Genomic DNA, 22,569 nt, shown 5'->3' with positions numbered 1-22,569 from the left:
GGGAGGAGCCCGAATGGCCGAAATCGGCATAGGCATCGTCGGCGGCGGCTATATGGGCAAGGCCCATGCGGTTGCGTTTGGCGCCGTGGCCGCCGTGTTCGACACGGCCCTGCGCCCGCGGCTCGAAATGGTCTGCGCGACCTCTCAGGCGTCGGCAGAACGCTACCGCGCCACCTATGGTTTTGCCCGTGCCACAGACGATTGGCGCGTGCTGGTTGACGATCCAAGGGTCGAGGCCATCGTCATCGCCTCCCCCCAGGACACCCACCGCGATATCGCACTTGCGGCCTTTGCTGCAGGCAAGCCCGTGCTGTGCGAAAAGCCCCTTGCCGAAACCCCCGACCACGCACGCGAGATGGTGGCGGCAGCCAAGGCGGCAGGCGTGGCCAATATGGTCGGCTTTAACTACGCCAAGACCCCCGCCACCCAATACGCCCGCAAGCTGGTGGCCGACGGCCGCATCGGGCAGGTCACATCGTTCCGGGGCGAGATGACCGAGGATTTCTTCGCCGACCCAAACGACCCCGGCACATGGCGCGCCCAGGGCGACGCCAACGGCTGCATGGGCGATCTCGCCCCCCACCCAATCAACTGCGCGCAAGCCCTCATGGGCCCGATCGAGGCACTCTTTGCCCGTGTCGAAACCGTCCACCCTATGCGCGGCGGGGTCGAAGTCACCAACGACGACCAGGCCTACCTCACGCTGCGCTTCGCCTCCGGCATCAACGGCAGCCTCTTCATCAGCCGCGTCGCGACAGGGCGCAAGATGGGCTATGCCTATGACATCTATGGAACCGGGGGCGCGATCCGCTTCGACGGCGAGGACCAGAATACCCTCTGGCTCTACACCGCCGAGGGGCCCGAGGCCGAACGCGGCTTTCGCAAGATCCTGACCGGTCCGGCCCACCCCGACTACCTGCCCTTCTGCCAGGGGCCGGGCCACGGCACCGGCTACCAGGACCAGATCATCATCGAGGCAAAGGACTTTCTGACCGCCATCCACACAGGCGATCCGGTGTGGCCGACGTTCGAGGAAGGCTTGCGCGTCAACCAAGTTGTGGCTGCGGCCCTCGCATCGTCTCGGTCCGAGACATGGGTCAACATCGCAGATTTCTAAAGAGGCAAACACATGATCAAGATCGGCAATGCCCCCTGTTCCTGGGGCGTGGAATTCGCGGACGACCCGCGCAACCCCGCCTGGCGCAAGGTGCTGCAGGAAAACGCGGATGCAGGCTACACCGGCATCGAACTGGGCCCCGTGGGCTTCATGCCAGAAGACCCCGCACGCTTGGGCGACGCGCTGGAAGAGTTCGGACAGGAACTGGTGGGCGGCGTCGTCTTCCGCCCCTTCCACGACCCAGACGCATGGGACGACGTGATGGACGGCGCCGTACGGACCTGCAAGGCGCTCAAGGCCCATGGCGCAAACCACCTCGTCCTCATCGACTCGATCTCGCCACGCCGCGCCCCCACCGCAGGCCGCGCGTCAGAAGCCGAACAGATGGACACCGCCGAATGGACCGCCTTCCGCGACCGCATCGCAACGGTGGCGAAAATGGGCACCGAAGACTACGGCCTCACCGTCGGCATCCACGCCCACGCCGCAGGCTTCATCGACTTCGAGCCGGAGCTTGAACGGCTCCTGGGCGACATCGACGACACAATCCTCAAAATCTGCTTCGACACCGGCCACCACTCCTACGCGGGCTTCGACCCCGTCGCCTTCATGCGCAAACACATCGGCCGCATCAGCTACATGCACTTCAAGGACATCAACCCAAAGGTGAAGGCGGACGTGATCGCCAACCGCACCGGCTTCTACGACGCCTGCGCGCAGGGCATCTTTTGCAATCTGGGCGACGGCGATGTCGACTTCCCCGCCGTCCGCCAGGTCCTGCTGGACAACAGTTTCGACGGCTGGTGCACGGTCGAACAGGACTGCGACCCCGCAGGCGACACCTCCCCATCGACGACGCGAAACTCAACCGCGCCTACCTGCAATCCATCGGCTTTGAGGGAGCGTAAGCCATGACAAAACTCCAATGGGGCATGATCGGCGGCGGCGAAGGATCCCAAATCGGCCCCGCCCACCGCCTGGGCGCCGGGCTCGACGGGCTCTTTGACTTCACCGCAGGCGCGCTCGACCACCGCCCCGACGCGGGCCGCGACTATGGCCAGCGCCTCGGGCTTGGCGACCGCGCTTACGGGTCGTGGCAGGACATGCTGCAGGCCGAGGCCAAGCGCGCCGACAAGGTCGACCTCGTCACCGTCGCCACCCCCAACGCCACACATTTTGAGATCACCAAAGCCTTCCTCGAAGGGGGCTTTCACGTGCTCTGCGAAAAACCCATGACCATGACAGTCGAGGAAGGGCAGGAAATCGTCGAGATCGCCCAGAAGACGGGCAACATCTGCGCCGTGAACTACGGCTACACCGGCTATTCGCTGGTGCGGCACATGCGGGCCATGGTGGCACGCGGCGACATCGGCAAGGTGCGGCTGGTGGTGGCGGAATTTGCCCACGGCCACCACGCGGATGCGACGGATGCCGACAACCCCCGCGTCCGCTGGCGCTACGACCCGGCGCAGGCGGGCGTGTCCGCGCAATTTGCCGATTGCGGCATCCACGCGCTGCACATGGCGTCCTTCGTGACGGGCCAAGAGGTCGAAAAACTCAGCGCCGACACCGTCTCCTGCATCGACGTGCGCACGCTCGAGGATGACGCCATGGTCAACTTCCGCATGGATGGCGGCGCGGTCGGGCGGCTCTGGACCTCGTCCGTCGCCATCGGGCGGCAACACGGGCTCACCCTCCAGGTCTTTGGCGAAACCGGCGGCCTGCGCTGGTCACAGGAACAGCCCAACCAACTGCACTACATGCCCCTGAACGAACGGCTGCAAATCATCGAACGGGGCGAGGCGAACCTCTCGCCCGAGGCCGACCGCACCACCCGCGTCACCATCGGCCATGCCGAAGGGATGCCGCTGGCCTTCGCCAACATCTACACCGACCTCGCCGAAGCGATCCGGGCGCGCAAGGAAGGGCGGCTGATGGACCCGGCGGCGAACCTGTATCCACGGGCCGAAGATGGATTGCGGTCGATGGCCGCCGTGTTTGCAGTGGCAGACAGCGGCAAACAGGACGGCAAATGGCTGGATGCACGACCACCGATGTTCCGGTAGGCGCGGCGCGTATCGCAGGGGGGGGAACCCGCGCGCCGCACAGGCCCGCCGGATTGGACCTAAGGACCGGTGTTTGCCCGATATGCACATGTGTTCAATCAGGGCCGCATAGGCATGTCCGAAACGTGCCGCCCTTGTTGGCGGACATACGCATCTGCGCATTGATGAAAACCGGCGCGGTCGCAAGCCTGCAAGGGCGGTGGCCACCCCGAAAACCACAGGACACCGGTATTTCCTGCTGACGCCGCGCGACAACCCGTTCATGCTCCATCTCGTGGATCACATGGTCTCAAGGCAAGAGCGCGTCACAGTCGGGTTGAAATGGATCGCCCGACGCGGCGCACCGAAGGGTCTGAGGTGGCAGACGGCAATACGGACAACGACACGACATCGACGCGACTTGTCGGCATCGCCTGGATCATTCTGGGTGTTGTGGTTTTCACATTCTTCTTCGCGTCGGCGAAGTTTGTCGGAACCACGGACATCACGCTCGACATCGTGTTCTATCGCTACGTCGGCGGGTTCATGTCAATCTGTTGCGTCCTCGCACTCAGGCGCATCACGCCGCTCCAAACAACGCTGCGGAATGTCGGACTGAACCTTGTTCGGTCCACCTGCGGTGCCACGGGTGGGTCCATGATGATCGCCGCAACGGCGGTCTTGCCCGTCGCAACGGCAACCGCCATCGGTTTGCTCGACGGTGTATTGATCTTTCTGCTCGGTGCCCTGCTTCTGAAAGAGACGCCAAGCCGCACGACGTGGTCCGGTCTTGTCCTATGCCTTTCGGGTGCGCTGTGCGTCGTCGTCATCGGACAGGAGGGAACGTTCGCGACCGCCTCCACGCAGGGGCTGCTTCTGGCCGTCGGCGGCGCATGTTTCATCGCGTTCGAGGGGGTGTTCATCAAGGTGACCGGCACACGGGACCGACCGATCATTGCCCTCTTTTACGTGAATCTCTTCGGTTGCTTGCTGGTGTTTCTGGCGCTTGCGATCTTCGGTCAGCTTGGTGCCTTGACGGACAACATCCTGTTCATCGCCTGGGGACCGCTCGCCGTTTTCGGCCAGTTCTGTTTCTTCATCGGGTATCGCCTGGCTCCGTTGGTGATTGCCGGTCCGGTCGGGTACACGTGGATCATATTCTCGATGCTGGTCGGCTATCTCTTTTTCGGCGAAGCAGTCACGATGATAGCGGCGCTTGGGGCGCTGTTGATCTTGCTTGGCGGCTATCTGCTGTCCAAAGGCCCTGCATAGCGGTCCGCGTCCGGGCATCCCCTCCGCTTCGATGACGGATCGCACCTCTGCGCCTGTTGCAGATCGCCGCCGATTAAAACACCTTCCTATTCAGCACGTTACCCCTCAACCCTCCCTTGCCGCGACATGCGCTGGCCCCGCGCGGACCGCCCGACAGACAAGAACACGCTCACGGTCACCCCATTTGCGAAGCCAGTTTTTGTTGCCCGCGCGGCTGTGTACCACCACGCGACCCATTGATTTAGAGCGCGTCGCGCGCACCTGTGCGAGCTGTTCTGGGACCTGCGCGACGATCGCAAGGCGGCGCTGCGCTGGTCGCTCAGCAAACTGCGCAAGGTGGTGGATGCGGCTCTGGCGCGAGGCCGCCGCAGACGACGCGCCATCGCCCCCGGACCAGCGCAACTGGCCCCGTGCGCAGGCGCAAGGCAACACAGGCGCCGCGCACACCCGCGACACGATCACGGCCACAACCGGATCCCGGACCAAGACGATACCGGCGCGCGGCGCGCTCGATGTCCTGCGCGCGCAGCGCATCGGGTTCTGCGATGCGGCAGACGGTGTGAAAATCGCCTACGCCACATCGGGCACCGGGGCACCCATCCTCAAGACAGCCAATTGGCTCACCCATCTCGAATTCGACTGGACCAGCCCGATCTGGGGCAGGCGCTTTTCGGAACTCGCGCGGGACAGAACCCTGATCCGCTACGATGAACGCGGGTGCGGCCTGTCGGACTGCGATGTCAGGGATCTGAGCTTCGATGCCTTCGTCGAAGACCTCGAAGCGGTGGTCAACAAACTGGACATTGAACGCGTTCCGCTGCCGGGCATTTCCCAGGGCGCCGCTGTCGCGGTCGAATACGCGGCACGCCATCCCGAACGTGTATCGGGCCTGATCCTGATCAGCGGATACGCCGCCGGATGGCGCCACATGGCAAGCCCGGAGGAACACGCCAGACGCGAAGCGGTGCGCGACCTGACCAAAGTGGGCTGGGGCACGGACAACTCCGCCTACCGGCACATATTCCCAAAAACCTTCATGCCCGACGCCGGGATCGAGGATCTGGCCTGGTTCGATGAACTCCAGCGCCTGACCACATCACCCGACAATGCGGCCCGCGTCATTTCGGGGTGACACGGCGCACGTCGCCATGTTCCACTTCAAATCACACGAAAATGCCGGCATCGGCCCAGACGGACCGCGTCGGCGCAGATCGTGTTGCCTTTCATGAAAATACAACGGTTGCGGCACCGCATTACAACGGGTCCTACAACGCTCCCTACAACGCAAGGGGACTAGGTCGGGCGCGAAACACCTGACGCCGCACGCCCGACAAGACATGGGGCCTGCCGCGATCAACCAAGACCCAGAGCCAGGAATGAACGAACAAAACCGTCCCCCGTCGCGACCAAAGCGCCGTTGATCGACCGCGCACGGCTGAACGCCGCACCGCACGAACGCCTCAAAGGCATTGCGGGAACAGACACCCATCGTTCAGCTTGGCACCAATCAGTACCTCGTGCTGCGCGCGGCACATGTGCAATCCCTGTTGATGGACCCCAGAACGCGCCAGATCGAAGGCCGCGACCTTGTGGCGCTGAACCGGATCCCGCAGGGGGTCATGGCGCGCTTCATCGCCGAGATTTTTCTGTTTTCGAATGGTGAAACGCACCGGAAAAGACGGGGACTTTTCGCCCGCAACTTCGCGCACCGCACAATTCGGGACATGCGGGCCCGGGTGCGCGGCGTCGCCGACGCCATTGCCGCCGACATGCCCCGGGGGCACAGCTTTGATTTCATTGATCACGTGGCCGCGCGCGTGCCCGCCGACATCATTGCCGAAATCCTCCGACTGCCAATCAAGGACACCCGGCATGTTGCAGAGCTTGTCTATGTCGTCGGCCAGGGCCTGACGCCGATCCACCCGCATGACAAACATGCCACGATCAAAAAGGCCGCCAGAGAGCTGTTCCGATATGTCGAGGGGCAGATCCGCGCGCGCCTGACATCTCCGCGCGACGACCTGTTGTCCAGCCTTGCCGCTGATCTCGGGGCACAGCGCGACGTGTCATTCGATGCCCTTGTCTTTCAGGTCATGGGGCTGATCATCGGCGGCAGCGATACGACCCGTGCCGCCTTTGCCATGTTGACGGCAATGCTGCTTGAACGGCCCGATGACTGGCACGCGCTGTGTGCCGATCACAGCCTCATTCCCGGCGCAGTGTCAGAGGCGCTGCGCTTTGACCCCTCCGTCGCCTCCATTCCGCGCGTGACGACCTTTGCCATGGACCTCGACACCGTTGCACTGCCTGCCGGATCGTTTTTGCGGCTCAGCACGATGTCCGCGAAGCGCGATCCCGCACTTTACGAAAACCCCGAGACATTCGACATCCGGCGCGACGATCATCCGCGTCTCCATCTGGTCTACGGGCTTGGACCGCACCGCTGCATCGGCGAAATGCTCGCCCGCGTTGAAATGGAAGAAAGCCTCGCCGCGGTTCTGAAGGCAGCACCGGATATGGAACTGGAAACCGCCCCGCGCATGGTCGGGTTTGGCGGCCTGCGCCAGATCACACCGATGACAGTCAGGGTGCCCTGGCTGCGATCCTTGGATCGGCATAGAGACCGTCAGCGCATCTGCACCCAAGACGGTTGCGACAGCCGACCGGCCCTCGACCGCTCGTCGGCCGCAGGACCCGCACCGCAACAGTCCGGCCCTCTGTGTCATCCGGCGCGGTGTCGCGCACGATCCTTAAATCCCGGCTTCCCCCCGTTTGACCTCGAACTGTTTTCGCGGATTTTTCGGGCTCTAAAACAGCATTTTAGTAGGTTTCTGAACAGCCATCAGCCACCAGCAAAACGGCCTCGCCGCCCTTTGCAAGCCGCGCTTCTGCGGCTCAAACCCATGAGAGGTCACTTGAAACGCCCATACAACCCAAGGGCATCACCCCGCAAAAGCAGGTCAATCCCCGTGCAGACATCACCGCGGGCGCAACGCGCGCAGTCACGCTTTCGGACGGCTCCTTGATCGTCGTCTTCAACGACGATCCGGGAAGCATTCTGTTCCAACAGTTCGACGTCACCGGCGACAGAGAACCGGCGGTCACACGTTCCTGCCCGGTCAGGACGGCGCAGATGGCGTCATGGTCGAACCCTGCGACATCTCGGAAGGCACGGCGACGTTCAATGACACCATGGCCGTCACCTTTGCAGCCGATAAAGGCACCAAATTCTTGCCCGGGCTGAGCGGCAACGACGTAATCCTTTATGGATGCGTCGATGATGTGATCGAAGCGGATGGCGGGCAGGACAGGCTGATCGGCCAGACCGGCGATGACATCCTCTCAGGCGGCCTGGGCGCAGACACATTCGTGTTCAGCGACGGCGACGGGCGCGACAGCGTGACCGGCTTCGATGCGCCTCAGGGCGATCTGATCAACCTGCGTGGCCACGGTCCGGCATCGGGCTGTGATGACGTGTCGATCGTTCAGTCAAAGCGAAACGCCATCGTCACCTTTGACAGCAACATCTTCTGACGGCGTTTTGCCCCAGCCTGAACCGACCGCAGGCCGCACACGCACTGCCACCCGTTTTTATTGGTGCACCCCGCATGTTGCGGGCGTGCCGTCCCGGCTGCTTTCGACGCGGGCAGATTGCCATGCCGGGTGGGTTTTCCCGCGCCGCTTTGCGCGCGTGCAGCACCTTGCCAACAACGACAATCCTGCCACGCATACACGGCGCCTCGTCCTGCACCACGTCCTCTGCATGTCACCAGGTCCGACGTGCTCGGGGCTATAACGGCGCGCTTTTCAACGGGTGCGGCCCTCGGCCCTCCGAACAGCCCTCCATGACGGCCTCCTAAGCACTCGTTGACCCGGCCCCGCAAACACATCCGCGCTCCACCGAAACCGCCGATCCAGCCCCCCTTCGGCGCACCCATCCGGCCGACCAAACCCTAAAATTTGGTTAAGCCGCCTCTGCAAGCCCTTGATATTCCACGGTCCCACGCCTGTCCCACGCAGGGACACGCCTCAGCCCGAAACCGGCCTCAAAGTCCCTCTCTCGACCACATGGCAGTCAAAAGAAAGGGACTGCGCCACCGTCTCCTCCCCGTCCAGCATCGCCTCCACAAGGTCCACAGAGGTCCGCACGATCTCATCAATCGGGTTGTGAATCGTGGTCAGATCAATCAGCTCCCAAGCCGCCATTTCCATGTTATTGAGGCCCAGAATCCCCACATCCCCCGGCACCGAAAGCCCCGCCTCCCGGATTGCCGAAAGGGCCCCGATAGACAGCACATCATCCCCGCAGAAATACGCCTCCACCGGCCCCATGGCGAGCAGCCGCGCCATCTCGTCCCGACCCGCATTGAAGGAATAGGCGGCGGCATAGCTGACCGAAAGCAACACGTCCGGATGTCGCCCCAATTCCTCTGCAAATCCGGTGTGCCGGTCTCGGGTCGAGGTGGCGCTGAGCGGCCCCGCCAGGAACCCGACCCGCCGATACCCCCGCCGGATCAGCTCCCGCGCCGCGATCCGCCCGGCCTCGATATTATCGATCCCAAGAACGTTGATTTTCGGCGCGTCCGTGAGCCGCCCGAAGGAATGCACGACCCGCATCCCCGCCTCATGAAAACTCTCCGCAAAACTGACCGGCAGCGTGGAGGAGGCCACGATGACCGCATCCACCGAGTATTGCTGCAGCAGGCGCACCGAGTTCGACGGGTCCGTCTCATCCGAAAGGTTCACCAGCAAGGGGCGCAGCCCGCGGGACTGAAGCTCGCGCGTGACCAGGTCAAAGACTTCCAGAAAGATCGGGTTGTGAAAGTTGTTCGAGATCACCCCAACCAGCTTGGTTCGTCCGGTGGTGAGGGATGAGGCCAGCGCGTTGGGACTGTATCCCAACTCCGCTGCCGCCTTCTCCACCTTCTCGCGCGTCTTCCCGCTGATCGACGCGCCCGGCGTGAAACAGCGCGACACGGCAGAGCGCGACACCCCCGCCCGTTCGGCGACATCCTTGAGCGTCACCGCCATAGATCAGTGCCCGCCATCGTATCTGGACCAGTCAACCTTGCGGAACTGCCAGAACGCGAAGGCCGCGATGCCAAGGAAAATCGCCGCCCATACCATCTGGCCGGTGGCCAGTTCAAACAGCCCCCACACCACACAGATGATCACTGTCAACTGCCGCCGCCAGAGCTGCGCAAAAAACGGATGGTCGAGGTTCAGCATCGCGCGCCCTCAGGCCGCGTCCTCGTACCCCTCCTGCGTCTTGGCGCCCGTGATATAGGCGACCACGTCCTGCCCATCGGTGTCTTCCTTGGCTAAATTCGCGCAAATGCGTCCGCGCCGGAAGACCACGATCCGGTCCACCAAGTCAAACACCTGCCGCATGTTGTGGCTGACAAGGATCAGCGGCTCGCCCTGGTCCTTCAATGTGCGGATGATGTTTTCGACCTGCGCCGTCTCCTGTACGCCCAGCGCCGCGGTGGGTTCGTCCATGATGGTGAGCCGTGAGTGGAAGGTTGCCGTGCGCGCAATCGCCACGCATTGCCGCTGACCGCCGGACATGTTGCGGATGGTGTTCCGTATGTTGGGGATCTTCACAGCCGTCTTTTCCAGCCCGTCCATGGTGGCCTGCCGCATCGCCTTGTAATCCAGCAGCCGGAAGGGGCCGAGCCAATCGAATCTGGTCTTTTCACGGCCCAGGAACAGGTTGTCGGGGACGTCCAGATCGTCAGCGAGCGCCAGCGTCTGGAACACGGTTTCGATCCCCGCCTCGCGCGCGTCCAGTGGGCCGGCGAAGTTCACCGGTTCACCGTAGAACATGATGTCGCCGCGCGTGCGCTGTTCGACCCCGGTGATCTGGCGGACAAAGGTGGATTTGCCCGCGCCGTTGTCGCCCATGATCGCCACGTGCTCGCCCTTTTTCAGGGTAAAGTTGGCATCGTTCAGGGCGTGGACACCGCCGTAATGCTTGGTGAGTCCCCGCGTCTCCAGGACAATATCGTCGCTCATGATCGCCTCCCTCAACTTCGCATGGCCGCGCGTTCTTGCCGGACCTTGTCCAGCACCACCGCGCCGATGATGATCGCGCCCATCGCCATCAACTGGTAGAAGGCGTCGAGCTTGATGTAGGTGAACCCGGACTGGATGACGCCGAAGACCATGGCGCCAAGCACCGTGCCGATGATCGAGCCGCGCCCGCCGGTCAGGCTGACGCCGCCGATGACGGCCATGGCGATGGCGTAGAGTTCGTAGAAGATGCCCATGCCGGATTGTGCTGTCAGGTTCTTGGAACTGAGCACGATGGCGGCGAAGGCGGCGAGCATCGAGGCGATCATGTAGACCAGCACCTTGTGCCGTTTGACGTTGATGCCGGACATGCGTGCCGCGTCTTCGTTCGAGCCGATCGCATAGGTGTGTTTGCCGTAGACAGTGTATTTCAGGATGAAATGGAACAGGATCGCGAGGGCGAGAAACAGATAGACGGGCATCATCCCCTTGCCGATCAGCGCGTAGCTTTCCGTCGGGAATGACACGGGCTGTCCGCGTGTCCAGGCCTGCGCGATGCCGCGGCAGATCAGGAACATGCCCAGCGTCGCGATAAAGGGCGGGATCTTGGTATATGCGATGAGGCTGCCGTTGATGGCGCCGATGAAGGCCCCGAAACTGAGCCCGACGATCAGCGGCACGATCACCGGCAGGTCAAAGGCCCAATCGCCGAACACCGCCTTGGGGTTGGGGCCGCCATTGACCAGTTCGGTCTGGGCGAAGGACATTACGATCATTGCAGTGGCGCCCACCAGCGGGCCGGAACTGAGGTCGATGCCGCCCGAAATGATGACCTGCGTCACCCCCAGCGCGATGATACCGATGATGGCGACCTGCAGGATGATGATGCGCAGGCGGGCTTCGTTGAAGATGCTGTCAAAGCGGTCGCGCGTGTCGAAGAGAAAGCTTTGCCCGTTCATGTAGGGCAGCAGTTGCCCCGCAGCCTCGAAGGCCAAGATGATCAGGATCAGCGCGAAAAAGATGTTGAGCTCGTTCGGCCAAGCCCGCCTCTTACTGTCGAATGTCAGCCCGCCGGTGCCTTGCGATGCGTCGGCCATGGGTGCCTCCTGGTTGAGCGGTCCTGCGGGGCCGCTTCTTTTGTCAGGGTGAGAGGTCGGGCGGCACAGATGCCCCGCCCGACCCTGTTGTCTGGCCTAGTTCAGGAATTCGGACACGTTGTCCGGTGTGACCAGCTTGAAGGGGATGAAGACGGTTTTGTCGACATCTTCGCCCGCGGCCAGCTTGAGCGCCGTGTCGATGGAGCCTGCGCCTTGCCCTGCCAGATCCTGGAATACGGTCACATCCATGTCGCCGGCCTGCATCGACACCAGCGCGTCGGGGGTTGCGTCGACGCCGCCCACCTGCACGTCGTCCATGGAGATGCCCGCCGATTTCATCGCCTGGATCGCGCCAATGGCCATTTCGTCGTTGTTGGCAAAGACCGCGTCAAACGGCTCACCCGAGGAAATCCAGTTGGTCATCAGGTCCTGCGCCTGGTCGCGCGACCAGTTGGCGGTCTGGCTGTCGATCAGGGTGATGAAGTTGCACATGTCCATGCCAAGCACGTCCTCGACGTCCTTGGAGCGTTGCACGGCGGCCTGGTTCGACAACTGGCCCATCAGCATGTAGGCCGTCGCGCCACCCGACTTGCCAGCGGCGCGCAGGTTCTTGCAGATTTCAAACGCCTTCAGGGTGCCGCTTTCAATCTCGTTCGAGGCAACGAAGGCCTGGCTCTCGGGCAGCGTGTCCATGTTGATGGGCTGGCGGTTCACGTAGACCAATGGCACGCCGGCTGCCTCGGCCGCCTGGCTCATCGCCTGGGTCGCGTTGGTATCGACCGCGTTCACGATGATCGCGTCCACGCCGGATGCGATGAAGTTGTTGATCTGGTCAAGCTGGCGCGCCACGTCGTCCTGCGCGTCTTCCATGATCAGTTCGACACCGTCCAGCGTTTCCACGTGGTCGGTCATGCCGTTGCGCATGATGGTCAGGCCGTTGTCGTCAAACCGGGCCACGGACACGCCGATGGTTTCGGCCATGGCCGTGCCGCCCATCAGCATGGCGAGTGCGCCCACTGTCACAAATTTCTTCATGGTTTCCTCCCAAGGTGCGTGTCCGGATCACGCCGTTTTTTGCCGGACCGCCGACCGGAAACCGTCTCTCCTCGGACTGAGTCTCTGGCTGGCGACGGGGCGATGATATGCGAGTCGCCGCATTTTGCAACCGGTTGCATTCAAAATCTCAGGGCGAGGATCCGATCCGGCGGAGGGCGTTCTTTGCGTTGTCTGTATAATTGGGGTGCCGTTTGCCGGGTTCGATTTGCCCTGGCGCGCGGCACTCGTGCGACCGGGACAGCAAAAATTTGCGCGCGGAAATAATTTTGACTACCGTCATTCGGTATCGGCCTGCGATTGCACCCTGCGACGGGCCTGGGATAGGGACGACATGGGCGAGCGCAAGATCCGCAACATGGAGGAGTTCGCATCGGTCAGCGGCATTTCGCGCCCGACCGTGTCGAAGTATTTCAACGATCCGACAAGCGTGCGCGCCTCAACCCGCGCACGGATCGAAGCGGCGATCGAGCAATATGATTACCGGCCCAACATCTATGCGATGAACCAGAACCGGCAGCTGACCAAGAATATCGGGATCGTCGTGCCGTACCTTACCGACCCGTTTTTCGGCGAGATCGCACGCGTGATCGAACAGCGCTGTATCGAAGCCGGGTTTTCGCCATCGCTGTTCAGTTCGCACGGCGAAGCAGAACAGGAACGCGATATTCTCGACACCTTGCGGTCGCTGAAACCAGCGGGGGTCTTGCTCGCACCGTTGGGGCGGACATCCGACAAGTCGGTCGTAGAAAGCTTCTGCCGGGACGTGCCCACTGTGCTGTTTGACAGCAATATCGAAGGGATGGGCGAGGCGTTTGTCGGGTCGGACAATTACAGTTTTGTGTCCCAAACCGTTGAATACCTGAGCCGAACCGGCGAACCGCCCAGCTTTTTCGAGATGAAGCACCCGGCCAACCCGAATGCGAACAAACGCCGCCGGGCCTACCTCGATATGATGGAGCGGCTGGGGCTGGAACCACATATGCTGCAGATAGACGGTACCGGCTGGGCGTTTGAAGAGATCGGGCGCAAAGGGGGTCATGACATCCTAGCGCGCAAGGCACTGACTACGGACACGATCCTGTGCAGCAACGACCGGTTGGCCATCGGCCTGCTGTCTGCCTGCTACGAGGCAGGCTACAGAGTTGGCCGCGACGCGGGGCATGACCTGCGTATCGCATCCCATGACGATCACCCGTTCTCTCGGTACACATGTCCCGCCTTGACCACGGCGGCCCATGACTATGCCAATGTGTCGGGTCATGCCGTGGACACACTGTTTCACCTCATCGAATCGGGTGGCCGCTTTTCGACGCGGGAAGAAACTCTGTTTTCGGCCCGTTTGATCATGCGAGATTCGGCTTAGGCTCTGAATTTGCGAACATTATCGCAAATTCTTTACGCGCGTAAAAAATAATTTGACGCAGCGACAGTTCTGACAGTACCGTTTTGTACGCAACATCCAATCAAGGGAGGAGTCGGATGTACCTTAAGAACGCACTTCGTGCGGCGACGGCGCTGTCGCTGGTCACGGCGACGGGCGCACTGGCCGACGGCCACGCAAAATCGCTCACCATCGCGATCGTGAACAACGGTCACATGATCAACATGCAGAAGGTCGCAGAGGCCTATACCGAAGAAACCGGCGTTCAGCTGGAGTGGGTGTCGCTGGAAGAAGGCGTGCTGCGCGAGCAGGTCACGTCCGACACGGCAACCGGTGGCGGTCAGTACGACATCATCAACATCGGCATGCAGGAAGCGCCCATCTGGGGAGCCGCCGGCTGGATCGAGCCGCTGGAGTTCGGCGCTGAGTACGACGTGGACGACATTCTGCCCGCGATGCGCGCTGGTCTATCCCACGAAGGCACGATGTACGCGGCACCATTCTACGGTGAATCGTCCATGGTCATGTACCGCAAGGACCTGACCGATGCCGCCGGTGTCACAATTGCCGACAACGACAGCTGGGACAACGTCAAGGCTGCTGCCGCGGCGATCCACGATCCCGACAATGGTGTCTATGGCGCGTGCCTGCGCGGCAAGCCGGGCTGGGGCGACAACATGGCGTTCATCACGACCGTCGTGAACTCGTTCGGTGGTGCCTGGTTCGACGCGGACTACAAGCCGACCATCGACAGCGACGAGTGGCGTGCTGCGATCAACTTCTATGTTGATCTGTTGGGCAACTACGGCCCGCCCGGATCCGAAGGCAACTCGTTCAACGAGATCCTCGCGCTGTACAACGAAGGCAAGTGCGGCATGTGGATCGACGCGACGATCGCGGCGTCTTTCCTGGAAGTGGACGGTGTCGCATACGCGCAGTCGCCGAATGCCGGTAACCCGGTTGGTGCGAACTGGCTGTGGGCCTGGGCCATGGCCGTGCCCGCAGGCACCGAAAACGCAGAAGAGGCAAAAGCCTTTATCGAGTGGGCCACGTCCAAAGAGTACGTGCAGGCCGTTGCAGATCACCCTGAGTTCGGTTGGGCCAAGGTCCCGACAGGCCAGCGTGCATCCACATATGCCAACGCGGACTTCCAGGCCGTTGCGGGCTTTGCCTCAGCGGAACTGGCAGCCATCGAGTCGGCGGCACCTGAAGCCACAGACCTGAAGCCCTATGTCGGTGTTCAGTTCGCAGCGATCCCGGAATTCCCCGAGGTTGGATCTGCCGTCGCTCAGGAAATGGCCGCGGCGCTGTCGGGTGCGAAGTCGGTGGATGATGCCATCGCAGCATCGCAAGATGCGGCCGACGCGATCATGCGCGAAGCCGGTTACTACTAAGTCTTCCCAGACTTACGGGAGGTCCGCTCTGGCGGTCCTCCCACCCAAACCAGCGCCTTGGTTTGGTCAGAAGGGTTCCGCGGAACCGCATTTGGCCTAAGCTGGTATTCGCAAAACACAACTTCGTTCCAATTGGCACCGCATGAATAGCGCGGCGCCGGGGTTTAGGGTCATGTCCGACAGAAAGCTTCCCCGCCTCCTTCAAACACCGGCCGTTGTGCTGCTGTTGATCTGGATGCTGATCCCGCTGGGGATGACACTATACTTTTCGTTCATCCGCTATGTGCTGAACAGCCTGCGCCGCCCGGAGTGGACATCGCCTTCCTTGAGCAACTGGCGGGGCTTCGGCAACTACCAATTCGTGCTGAACAACAAGGATTTCCTGTTCGCCATACAGAACAGTCTGGTGATCGTGTGCAGCATCCTTTTTCTGACCGTTATCCTGGGCGTCCTAATCGCCGTCCTGATCAACAAGTCATTCCCTGGACAGGGCATCGTGCGGGTGCTTTTGATCTCGCCCTTCTTCGTGATGCCCGCCGTGAATGCGGTGCTGTGGATCAACATGATCCTCGATCCGGTGCTGGGTCTACAAGGCTTGGCCGTCGGCGGCATCAACGGCGTGATCACATCGCTTCAAAACGCGCCGGGCGTCGGGTGGTTCTTTTCCCTTTGGCCGCAGCTTGAACCGATTTCGTTCCGCGCCACGCAAACCTCGGCCTATGCCGTCATCATCATGGTGACGTGGCAGTGGACACCGTTTGCCGTCCTGATCTTCATGACCTCGCTGCAATCCGAGGATCAGCAGCAGAAAGAGGCCGCCGTGCTGGACGGTGCAAGCACATGGTCGCAGTTCCGGTTCCTGACCCTGCCGCACCTGTCGCGCCCCATCGCCATCGTGGTGATGATCCAGGCGATCTTTCACCTGTCGCTTTATGCCGAGATTGAGATTGTCAGCCGCGGCAACGGGAACAAGAACCTGCCTTATTTGATCGGTGAGTTTGCCAACAACAATATTGGCGCCGCCAGTGCCACGGGCATCTTTGCCGTCATCCTCGCCAACATCGTTGCCATCTTCCTGCTGCGGATGATCGGCAAGACATTGATGGAGTAAGCACTATGGCCATCGTTGCAGAAACATCCCGCTTTTCAAAGGTCAGCCGACCGGTTCTGGCATGGATCGTGGGCCTGCTGTTCTTCTTCCCGATCTTCTGGATGATCCTGACCAGCTTCAAGACCGACGCAGATGCGGTGAAGCCCGAGTTCCTGTTGTTCTTTACGCCCACGCTCGACAACTACCTGAACATGACCGAGAACTACGACTACTGGCGCTTTGCGACCAACTCGGTCATCACATCGGTCTTTGCCACACTGTTCACGCTGTTTGTCGGCATCCCATGCGCCTACGCCATGGCGTTCAACCCATCCCGCGCCACCAAGGACGTGCTGATGTGGATGCTGTCGACCAAGATGCTGCCGGCCGCTGCGGTGCTGTATCCGATGACGTTCCTGACCAAAAGCTTGGGGATATTCGACACCCATTTCCTGATTGTTCTGGTCCTGAGCCTGATCAACCTGCCCATCGTGGTTTGGATGCTGTTCACCTATTTCAAGGAAATCCCAAAGGACATCATCGAAGCGGGCAAGATGGACGGCGTGAACACCTGGGGCGAGGTCAAGGAGATCCTGATCCCGCTGGCTTGGGGTGGCATCGCCTCAACCGCGCTTCTGTGCTTCATCTTCTGCTGGAACGAGGCGTATTGGACGGTCCGCCTGACAACCACCGAAGCCGCGACCCTGTCCAAGTTGATCGAAGGCAACCGTGCGCCCGAGGGTCTGTTCTTTGGCCGCCTCTCTGCCGTGTCGGCCGCCGCCGTTGGCCCGATCATCGTGCTGGGCTGGTTCTGTCAAAAGCAACTGGTCCAAGGTCTGACCTTCGGTGCCGTGAAATAGGAATGCCCGCGCTCAAGCAGCAAAGCGGTCGCGCATAAAAGGAAACACAATGGGACGTATCGTACTTGAAAACGTGACCAAGAGCTTTGGGGATGCACAGGTCATCCCGCCCCTGAACCTGACCATCGAGGATGGCGAGTTTGCGGTCTTCGTCGGCCCGTCCGGGTGCGGGAAGTCCACGCTCTTGCGCCTGATCGCGGGGCTGGAAGAGACGACGTCTGGCCAGATCCTGATTGACAGCAAGGACGCAACCGAAGTGCCACCGTCCAAGCGCGGACTGGCCATGGTGTTCCAATCCTACGCGCTTTACCCGCATATGACTGTGCGCAAGAACATCGCCTTCCCCTTGCGGATGGCCAAGATGAGCCAGTCCGAGATCGACAAGAAGGTCGAAGGGGCCGCCAAGATTCTGAACCTTGCCGACTATCTCGAGCAGAAGCCGGGGCAACTCTCTGGCGGTCAGCGCCAGCGGGTTGCCATCGGCCGTGCGATTGTACGCGAGCCAGCGGCGTTCCTGTTTGACGAACCGCTGTCGAACCTTGATGCGGCGTTGCGTGTCGGTATGCGGCTTGAGATTTCGGAACTGCACAACCGTCTGCGCACCACCATGATCTATGTGACCCACGATCAGGTCGAAGCGATGACAATGGCCGACAAGATCGTGGTGCTGCGCGCAGGCAACATCGAACAGGTCGGCTCGCCCCTCGACCTCTACCACACGCCGCGCAACATCTTTGTGGCCGGGTTCATCGGCTCACCCAAGATGAACATCATCAGCGGCCCAGAGGCCGAAAAGCAGGGTGCGACCTCAATCGGGTTCCGCCCAGAGCACACAGATGTCAGCAAGACCGAAGGCATGTGGAAGGGCCGCGTGGGTGTGGCCGAACATCTGGGGTCCGACACGTTCATCCACGTCCATGACACAGGTCTGGCCGACATGATCACGGTGCGGATCAACGGTGACATCGCGGTGACCCACGGCGATGACATCTATCTCACGCCGCAATTGGACAAGCTGCACAGGTTCGACGCAGACGGGCTGCGCATGGCATGAAGCGATTGGACGGCAAAACAGCGCTGATCACGGGTGCCGCGCGCGGCATTGGACTGGCGTTTGCCCGCGCCTATGTGGCCGAAGGGGCACGTGTGGCCATCGCCGACATCGACATTGATCGCGCCAGCGCGGCGGCAGCCGACATCGGCGACGCCGCCATCGCGGTGGATATGGATGTGACCCGTCAGGACAGCATCGACGCTGCTGTGACGCGTGTGGTCGAAAAATTCGGCCAAATCGACATTCTGATCAACAACGCTGCCCTCTTCACTGCCGCGCCCATTACCGAGATTGAGCGCAGCGATTTTGACCGTGTGTTCGACATCAATGTCAAAGGCGTGCTGTTCACGATGCAGGCGGTGGCACGGCATATGATCGACGCAGGCGTCAGGGGGCGCATCATCAATATGGCGTCCCAGGCCGGACGGCGGGGCGAGCCGCTTGTGGCTGTCTATTGTGCGACCAAGGCCGCCGTCATCAGCCTGACCCAATCAGCGGGCCTGAACCTGATCCAGCACGGCATCAACGTGAACGCCATCGCCCCCGGTGTGGTCGATGGCGAACACTGGGACGGGGTTGATGCGTTCTTTGCCAAACACGAGGGCAAGGCACCGGGACAAAAGAAACGCGAAGTGGGCGCGGCGGTGCCCTATGGCCGCATGGGCACGGCAGAGGATCTGTCCGGGATGGCCGTGTTTCTGGCCAGTGACGCCGCCGAATACATCGTCGCGCAAACCTACAACGTCGATGGCGGACAATGGATGAGCTGATGGCAGATGGTTCGACAAAGCGCCCCGCTCTTCCCTTGTCGGAGGCGGCCCTTGCAGCGCTGCCTGATAGCGTCCAGCGCCCTACCTATGACCGGAGCGCCTTGCGCCCCGGCATCGTCCATATCGGCGTAGGCAATTTCCACCGTGGTCACCAGGCTTGGTATCTGCATCGGCTGATGCAGGGCGGCCTCGCACAGGACTGGGCCATCATCGGCGCAGGCGTCCGGCCCGGCGACGCGGTGATGCGGGAGAAGCTGCTGGCGCAGGACTGCCTGACAACGCTGGTCGAGCTTGATCCGAGCGGGACATCCGCCGAGATCGTTGGCTCCATGATCGACTTCCTTCCAGTCGAAGCGAACAACGCAGCGCTCATCGACGCCATGGCGCGACCCGATATCCGCATCGTGGCCCTGACGGTGACCGAAGGCGGCTATTACATCGACGCTGCCACCGGCGGCCTGGACCTGAAACACCCGGATATCGCCCATGACATCGCCCATCCAACGGTGCCCCGCACGGCATTTGGCGCGATGGTAGCGGCCCTGTCGCGGCGCATGGCGGCGGGCCACGGACCGTTCACCAGCCAAAGCTGTGACAACCTGCAGGGCAATGGCGATATCCTGCGCAACGTGATCGTATCACTCGCACGTGCAACAGACCCCGACCTTGCGGATTGGCTCACCACTCACGCAACATTTCCCAACTCCATGGTCGACTGTATTGTACCTGCCACCGGACCGAGTGAGATCGCGCTGGCCGCCCAGTTCGGCATCGCGGACGCCGCCCCGGTCACACACGAAGACTTCCGGCAATGGGTGATCGAGGATGCGTTCTGTGCCGGGCGCCCCGATTGGGACCTGGCGGGGGCCATCTTTACGGATCAGGTGCACGCATATGAGGCGATGAAAATCCGCATCCTGAATGCTGGGCATCAGGTTCTGGCCAATGCGGGCGAATTGCTGGGCTTGGAAACGATTGCCGACTGTATGTCGCACCCGCAAATCCGTCCCTTCTTTCGCACGGTCCAGATGGAAGAGATCGCGCCGTACGTCTCCGAAGTGCCGGGCGTCACCCCCGCGTCCTATGTCGATCTGATCGAAACCCGCTTCTCCAACCCCGCGATCCGTGACACCACGCGGCGCGTGGCCTTCGACGGCTCCTCCCGGCACACGGGCTTTGTGCTACCGATCCTGCGCGACGCGCTGGCGGCGGGCGGCAGTGTCGAAGGGTTGAGCCTGGTCGAAGCGCTCTGGGCCCGCATGTGCGCCGGCACGCGCCAAGATGGAAGCCGGATCGAGGCCAACGATCCCCATTGGGATACGCTTGTGCCCGCAGCAGAGGCGGCCAAGACCGACCCGCGCACTTGGCTGGCGCAAAGCCAATACTATCAGGACCTGGCGGATGTGCCCGCCTTTGCCACGTCGTTCGATACGTGGTTGCGTGTGATCTGGGCCGACGGCGTGGATGCCGCCCTGAGCAGGTATCTTGGCAAGGGCGCGTAAAACCGCGCCCTTCGCCTTATTTCAGCAATGCTTTCGCGGCGTCTTCCGTCAATGGCTCTGGTCGCGTGCAGGTTGTGGCAAGCGTGACCATCTGCCCGGTCTCACCAGACGTGAGAACCGACGTCATCACGTCAACCGCATGAAGCGCCAGTTCCAGCGAACACCGGTGCGGGCGTCCGTCGTTCATCGCCGCCGCCATCTCGGCGAGGCCTGCGGTGCGATAGTTCGCCTTGGCCGTTCCGTTGTTTTCCTGATTGGGCACGCCCAGCGGGTGGGTTTCCGTCTCAAGCGCATGCGTTATGCCGTCCTTGCCAGTCACTTCGACCGTGCCGGAAAACCAGTTGGGGTCGGGCAGGAACATGGTGCCTTCGGTCCCGTACAGCTCCATGTTGCCGTGGCGGTGCGCCCAGACATCCCAGGACGTAGACAGCGTGATGGTCGCCCCGTTCACGAATTCTAGCAGCGCGTGGATGTTGGTGGGCGTCTTGACCGGAATCACCTCTCCGCGCCGAGGCTCTGACAGAATGGTGCGCGTCGGCGACGGCGTGGACGTCAGCGCACCGACGCGCTGCACCGGCCCCAGAAGCTGGACAAGATTGGTCACGTAATACGGACCGATATCCAGCATCGGCCCGGCACCGGGCAAAAAGAAAAAGTCGGGGTTCGGATGCCAATGCTCCATCCCATGGCTCATCACATGCGCCGTGCCCGCCACCACGTCTCCGATCTGTCCTGCATCAATGGCCGCCCGCGCAGCCTGATGCGCGCCGCCCAGGAACGTGTCGGGGGCCGACCCAATGCGCAGGTTCTTTTCAGCAGCAAGGCGGCGTAGCACCTCGCCCTGTTCCTGGGTCAGAACGATGGGCTTTTCGGAATAGGCGTGTTTGCCTGACTCTAGGATGGCGCGTGTGACCTCGAAATGCGCATCCGGGATGGTCAGGTTCACGACAATGTCGATGTCGTCAGCCGCCAACAGCCCATCGACCGTGTTGGCCCGCACGCCAAAGGCCGCCGCCTGCGCCTGCGCCGTTGCAGGGTTCAGGTCGGCGACCGCGCGCACCTCGAGCCCTTTGAACAGAGGCGCGAGGGTGAGATACGCGGTCGAGATGTTGCCGCATCCGATGATGCCAATGCCTTGCATGGCCGTCTCCTTCAAAAAGTCTGGACCGCGTCGAATGACCGTTGGGCAAATCGACGGTGATCGCTGGGATTGTCGTGTTCCGCCGCGAAATGCTTGGTGCCCGCGGCCTTCAGTGCATTGAACAGAGCGGGCCAATCCATGGTGCCGTGGCCCACGTCCGCCCAACCGTCCTCGTCCGCGGCTTCACCTTCGGGGGCGATATCCTTGAGATGGGCAATAGCGATGCGGGCGCGGTAGCGGTCAATCGGTGCCATCGGATCGGCACCTGCGCGCACGGCCCACGCCACGTCGTATTCGAACAGCACGTCCGGCGCGGCATCCAGGATCAGGTCGATGGGCAAGCTGCCATCGGCAAGCGGCATGAATTCGAAGTCATGGTTGTGGTAGGCCAGCGTGCGGCCGGACACCGCCAGCCGGTCCGCGACCGCTGCAAGGCGGGCGCCGTATGCGCGCCATCCCGCAGCGTCCGTCGGTCGGTCATCGGGCATGATGAAGGGGATCACCACGGTTTCGATCCCGAACCGTTCCGCAATGGCCAGAACCGCATCTGGATCGCCCTCGCACATCGCCAGACCTACATGGCAGCTTGGCATCGTGAGGCCCGTGGTCTGCAAGCCACGTTCCAATGCGTCCATCGCGTCGGCATCGGCGACAAGCGCGCCGTACCCCTCCACTTGGGCATAGCCGATCTCGGCGAGCATCTTGAGCGTGTCTTCGAGCGGCGGAAACAGACGGGAGCTGTAAAGCTGGTAGGACAATGCAGTCATATCGGGGCCTT

At 62.1% G+C, this 22,569-nt stretch carries 20 protein-coding genes and 1 pseudogene; 14 read left to right on the top strand and 7 right to left on the bottom strand.

What is annotated here, in order from left to right; all coding sequences use genetic code 11:
* Positions 1-13: 13 nt before the first annotated feature.
* From BWR18_RS02880 to BWR18_RS22245, 7 genes and pseudogenes are all read left to right on the top strand, one after another.
* Positions 14-1,117 (top strand): Gfo/Idh/MocA family protein, encoded by a 1,104-nt coding sequence (locus BWR18_RS02880; RefSeq protein WP_076626623.1) that lies wholly within the window; start codon positions 14-16, stop codon positions 1,115-1,117.
* Positions 1,118-1,129: 12 nt separating this feature from the next.
* Positions 1,130-2,025 (top strand): annotated as a pseudogene (locus BWR18_RS02875) (TIM barrel protein).
* Between the two features lie 3 nt (positions 2,026-2,028).
* Positions 2,029-3,183, top strand: coding sequence for a Gfo/Idh/MocA family protein (locus tag BWR18_RS02870; protein ID WP_076626622.1), 1,155 nt, complete (start codon positions 2,029-2,031; stop codon positions 3,181-3,183).
* A 321-nt stretch (positions 3,184-3,504) separates the two neighbouring features.
* Positions 3,505-4,434, top strand: a complete 930-nt coding sequence (locus tag BWR18_RS02865) for a DMT family transporter (RefSeq protein ID WP_076626621.1) — start codon at positions 3,505-3,507, stop codon at positions 4,432-4,434.
* A 343-nt stretch (positions 4,435-4,777) separates the two neighbouring features.
* Positions 4,778-5,566 carry an alpha/beta fold hydrolase gene (locus BWR18_RS02860; protein ID WP_076626620.1) on the top strand — a complete coding sequence of 263 codons (789 nt, stop codon included), beginning with the start codon at positions 4,778-4,780 and terminating at the stop codon, positions 5,564-5,566.
* Between the two features lie 337 nt (positions 5,567-5,903).
* Entirely contained in the window at positions 5,904-7,460 is a 1,557-nt protein-coding gene (locus BWR18_RS02855) for a cytochrome P450 (protein WP_076626619.1), read from the top strand.
* Between the two features lie 115 nt (positions 7,461-7,575).
* Positions 7,576-7,968 (top strand): hypothetical protein, encoded by a 393-nt coding sequence (locus tag BWR18_RS22245; RefSeq protein ID WP_076626618.1) that lies wholly within the window; start codon positions 7,576-7,578, stop codon positions 7,966-7,968.
* Between the two features lie 495 nt (positions 7,969-8,463).
* On the opposite strand, the gene BWR18_RS02845 is transcribed toward BWR18_RS22245, so the two are convergent.
* The 5 genes from BWR18_RS02845 to BWR18_RS02825 all read right to left on the bottom strand — a co-directional run bounded on the left by BWR18_RS02845 (position 8,464) and on the right by BWR18_RS02825 (position 12,578).
* Positions 8,464-9,465 (bottom strand): LacI family DNA-binding transcriptional regulator, encoded by a 1,002-nt coding sequence (locus tag BWR18_RS02845; RefSeq protein ID WP_076626617.1) that lies wholly within the window; start codon positions 9,463-9,465, stop codon positions 8,464-8,466.
* A gap of 3 nt (positions 9,466-9,468) precedes the next feature.
* On the bottom strand, positions 9,469-9,663 hold the full coding sequence (locus BWR18_RS02840) for a hypothetical protein (RefSeq protein ID WP_076626616.1): 195 nt from the start codon (positions 9,661-9,663) through the stop codon (positions 9,469-9,471).
* Positions 9,664-9,672: 9 nt separating this feature from the next.
* Entirely contained in the window at positions 9,673-10,449 is a 777-nt protein-coding gene (locus tag BWR18_RS02835; protein ID WP_076626615.1) for an ATP-binding cassette domain-containing protein, read from the bottom strand.
* A gap of 11 nt (positions 10,450-10,460) precedes the next feature.
* On the bottom strand, positions 10,461-11,543 hold the full coding sequence (locus BWR18_RS02830) for an ABC transporter permease (RefSeq protein ID WP_076626614.1): 1,083 nt from the start codon (positions 11,541-11,543) through the stop codon (positions 10,461-10,463).
* Positions 11,544-11,639: 96 nt separating this feature from the next.
* Positions 11,640-12,578, bottom strand: a complete 939-nt coding sequence (locus BWR18_RS02825; protein WP_076626613.1) for a sugar ABC transporter substrate-binding protein — start codon at positions 12,576-12,578, stop codon at positions 11,640-11,642.
* 352 nt (positions 12,579-12,930) lie between these two features.
* Here BWR18_RS02825 and BWR18_RS02820 point away from each other — a divergent pair, with 352 nt between their 5' ends.
* The 7 genes from BWR18_RS02820 to BWR18_RS02790 all read left to right on the top strand — a co-directional run bounded on the left by BWR18_RS02820 (position 12,931) and on the right by BWR18_RS02790 (position 20,650).
* Complete coding sequence (locus tag BWR18_RS02820; RefSeq protein WP_076626612.1) at positions 12,931-13,962, top strand: LacI family DNA-binding transcriptional regulator; 1,032 nt, start codon at positions 12,931-12,933, stop codon at positions 13,960-13,962.
* A gap of 116 nt (positions 13,963-14,078) precedes the next feature.
* A complete protein-coding gene (locus BWR18_RS02815) occupies positions 14,079-15,374 on the top strand; it encodes an ABC transporter substrate-binding protein (protein WP_076626611.1) in 1,296 nt (431 codons plus the stop codon).
* Between the two features lie 172 nt (positions 15,375-15,546).
* On the top strand, positions 15,547-16,485 hold the full coding sequence (locus BWR18_RS02810) for a carbohydrate ABC transporter permease (RefSeq protein WP_076626610.1): 939 nt from the start codon (positions 15,547-15,549) through the stop codon (positions 16,483-16,485).
* A gap of 5 nt (positions 16,486-16,490) precedes the next feature.
* The gene (locus BWR18_RS02805) at positions 16,491-17,324 is read left to right on the top strand and encodes a carbohydrate ABC transporter permease (protein ID WP_076626609.1); all 834 of its coding nucleotides are present in this window, start codon (positions 16,491-16,493) and stop codon (positions 17,322-17,324) included.
* A 49-nt stretch (positions 17,325-17,373) separates the two neighbouring features.
* Entirely contained in the window at positions 17,374-18,378 is a 1,005-nt protein-coding gene (locus BWR18_RS02800; RefSeq protein ID WP_076626608.1) for an ABC transporter ATP-binding protein, read from the top strand.
* Positions 18,375-19,148 (top strand): L-iditol 2-dehydrogenase, encoded by a 774-nt coding sequence (locus BWR18_RS02795; protein ID WP_076626607.1) that lies wholly within the window; start codon positions 18,375-18,377, stop codon positions 19,146-19,148. Before BWR18_RS02800 ends, BWR18_RS02795 begins: the two co-directional genes overlap by 4 nt.
* Positions 19,148-20,650, top strand: a complete 1,503-nt coding sequence (locus BWR18_RS02790) for a mannitol dehydrogenase family protein (RefSeq protein WP_254684923.1) — start codon at positions 19,148-19,150, stop codon at positions 20,648-20,650. Before BWR18_RS02795 ends, BWR18_RS02790 begins: the two co-directional genes overlap by 1 nt.
* Before the next feature lie 16 nt (positions 20,651-20,666).
* On the opposite strand, the gene BWR18_RS02785 is transcribed toward BWR18_RS02790, so the two are convergent.
* Positions 20,667-21,791, bottom strand: coding sequence for a Gfo/Idh/MocA family protein (locus tag BWR18_RS02785; protein WP_076630078.1), 1,125 nt, complete (start codon positions 21,789-21,791; stop codon positions 20,667-20,669).
* A gap of 11 nt (positions 21,792-21,802) precedes the next feature.
* Positions 21,803-22,558 carry a sugar phosphate isomerase/epimerase family protein gene (locus BWR18_RS02780; protein WP_076626605.1) on the bottom strand — a complete coding sequence of 252 codons (756 nt, stop codon included), beginning with the start codon at positions 22,556-22,558 and terminating at the stop codon, positions 21,803-21,805.
* Positions 22,559-22,569: the final 11 nt, after the last annotated feature.

This window comes from Tateyamaria omphalii (assembly GCF_001969365.1).
Lineage (GTDB): Bacteria > Pseudomonadota > Alphaproteobacteria > Rhodobacterales > Rhodobacteraceae > Tateyamaria > Tateyamaria omphalii_A.
This window is presented reverse-complemented; position numbering and strand designations above follow the sequence as displayed.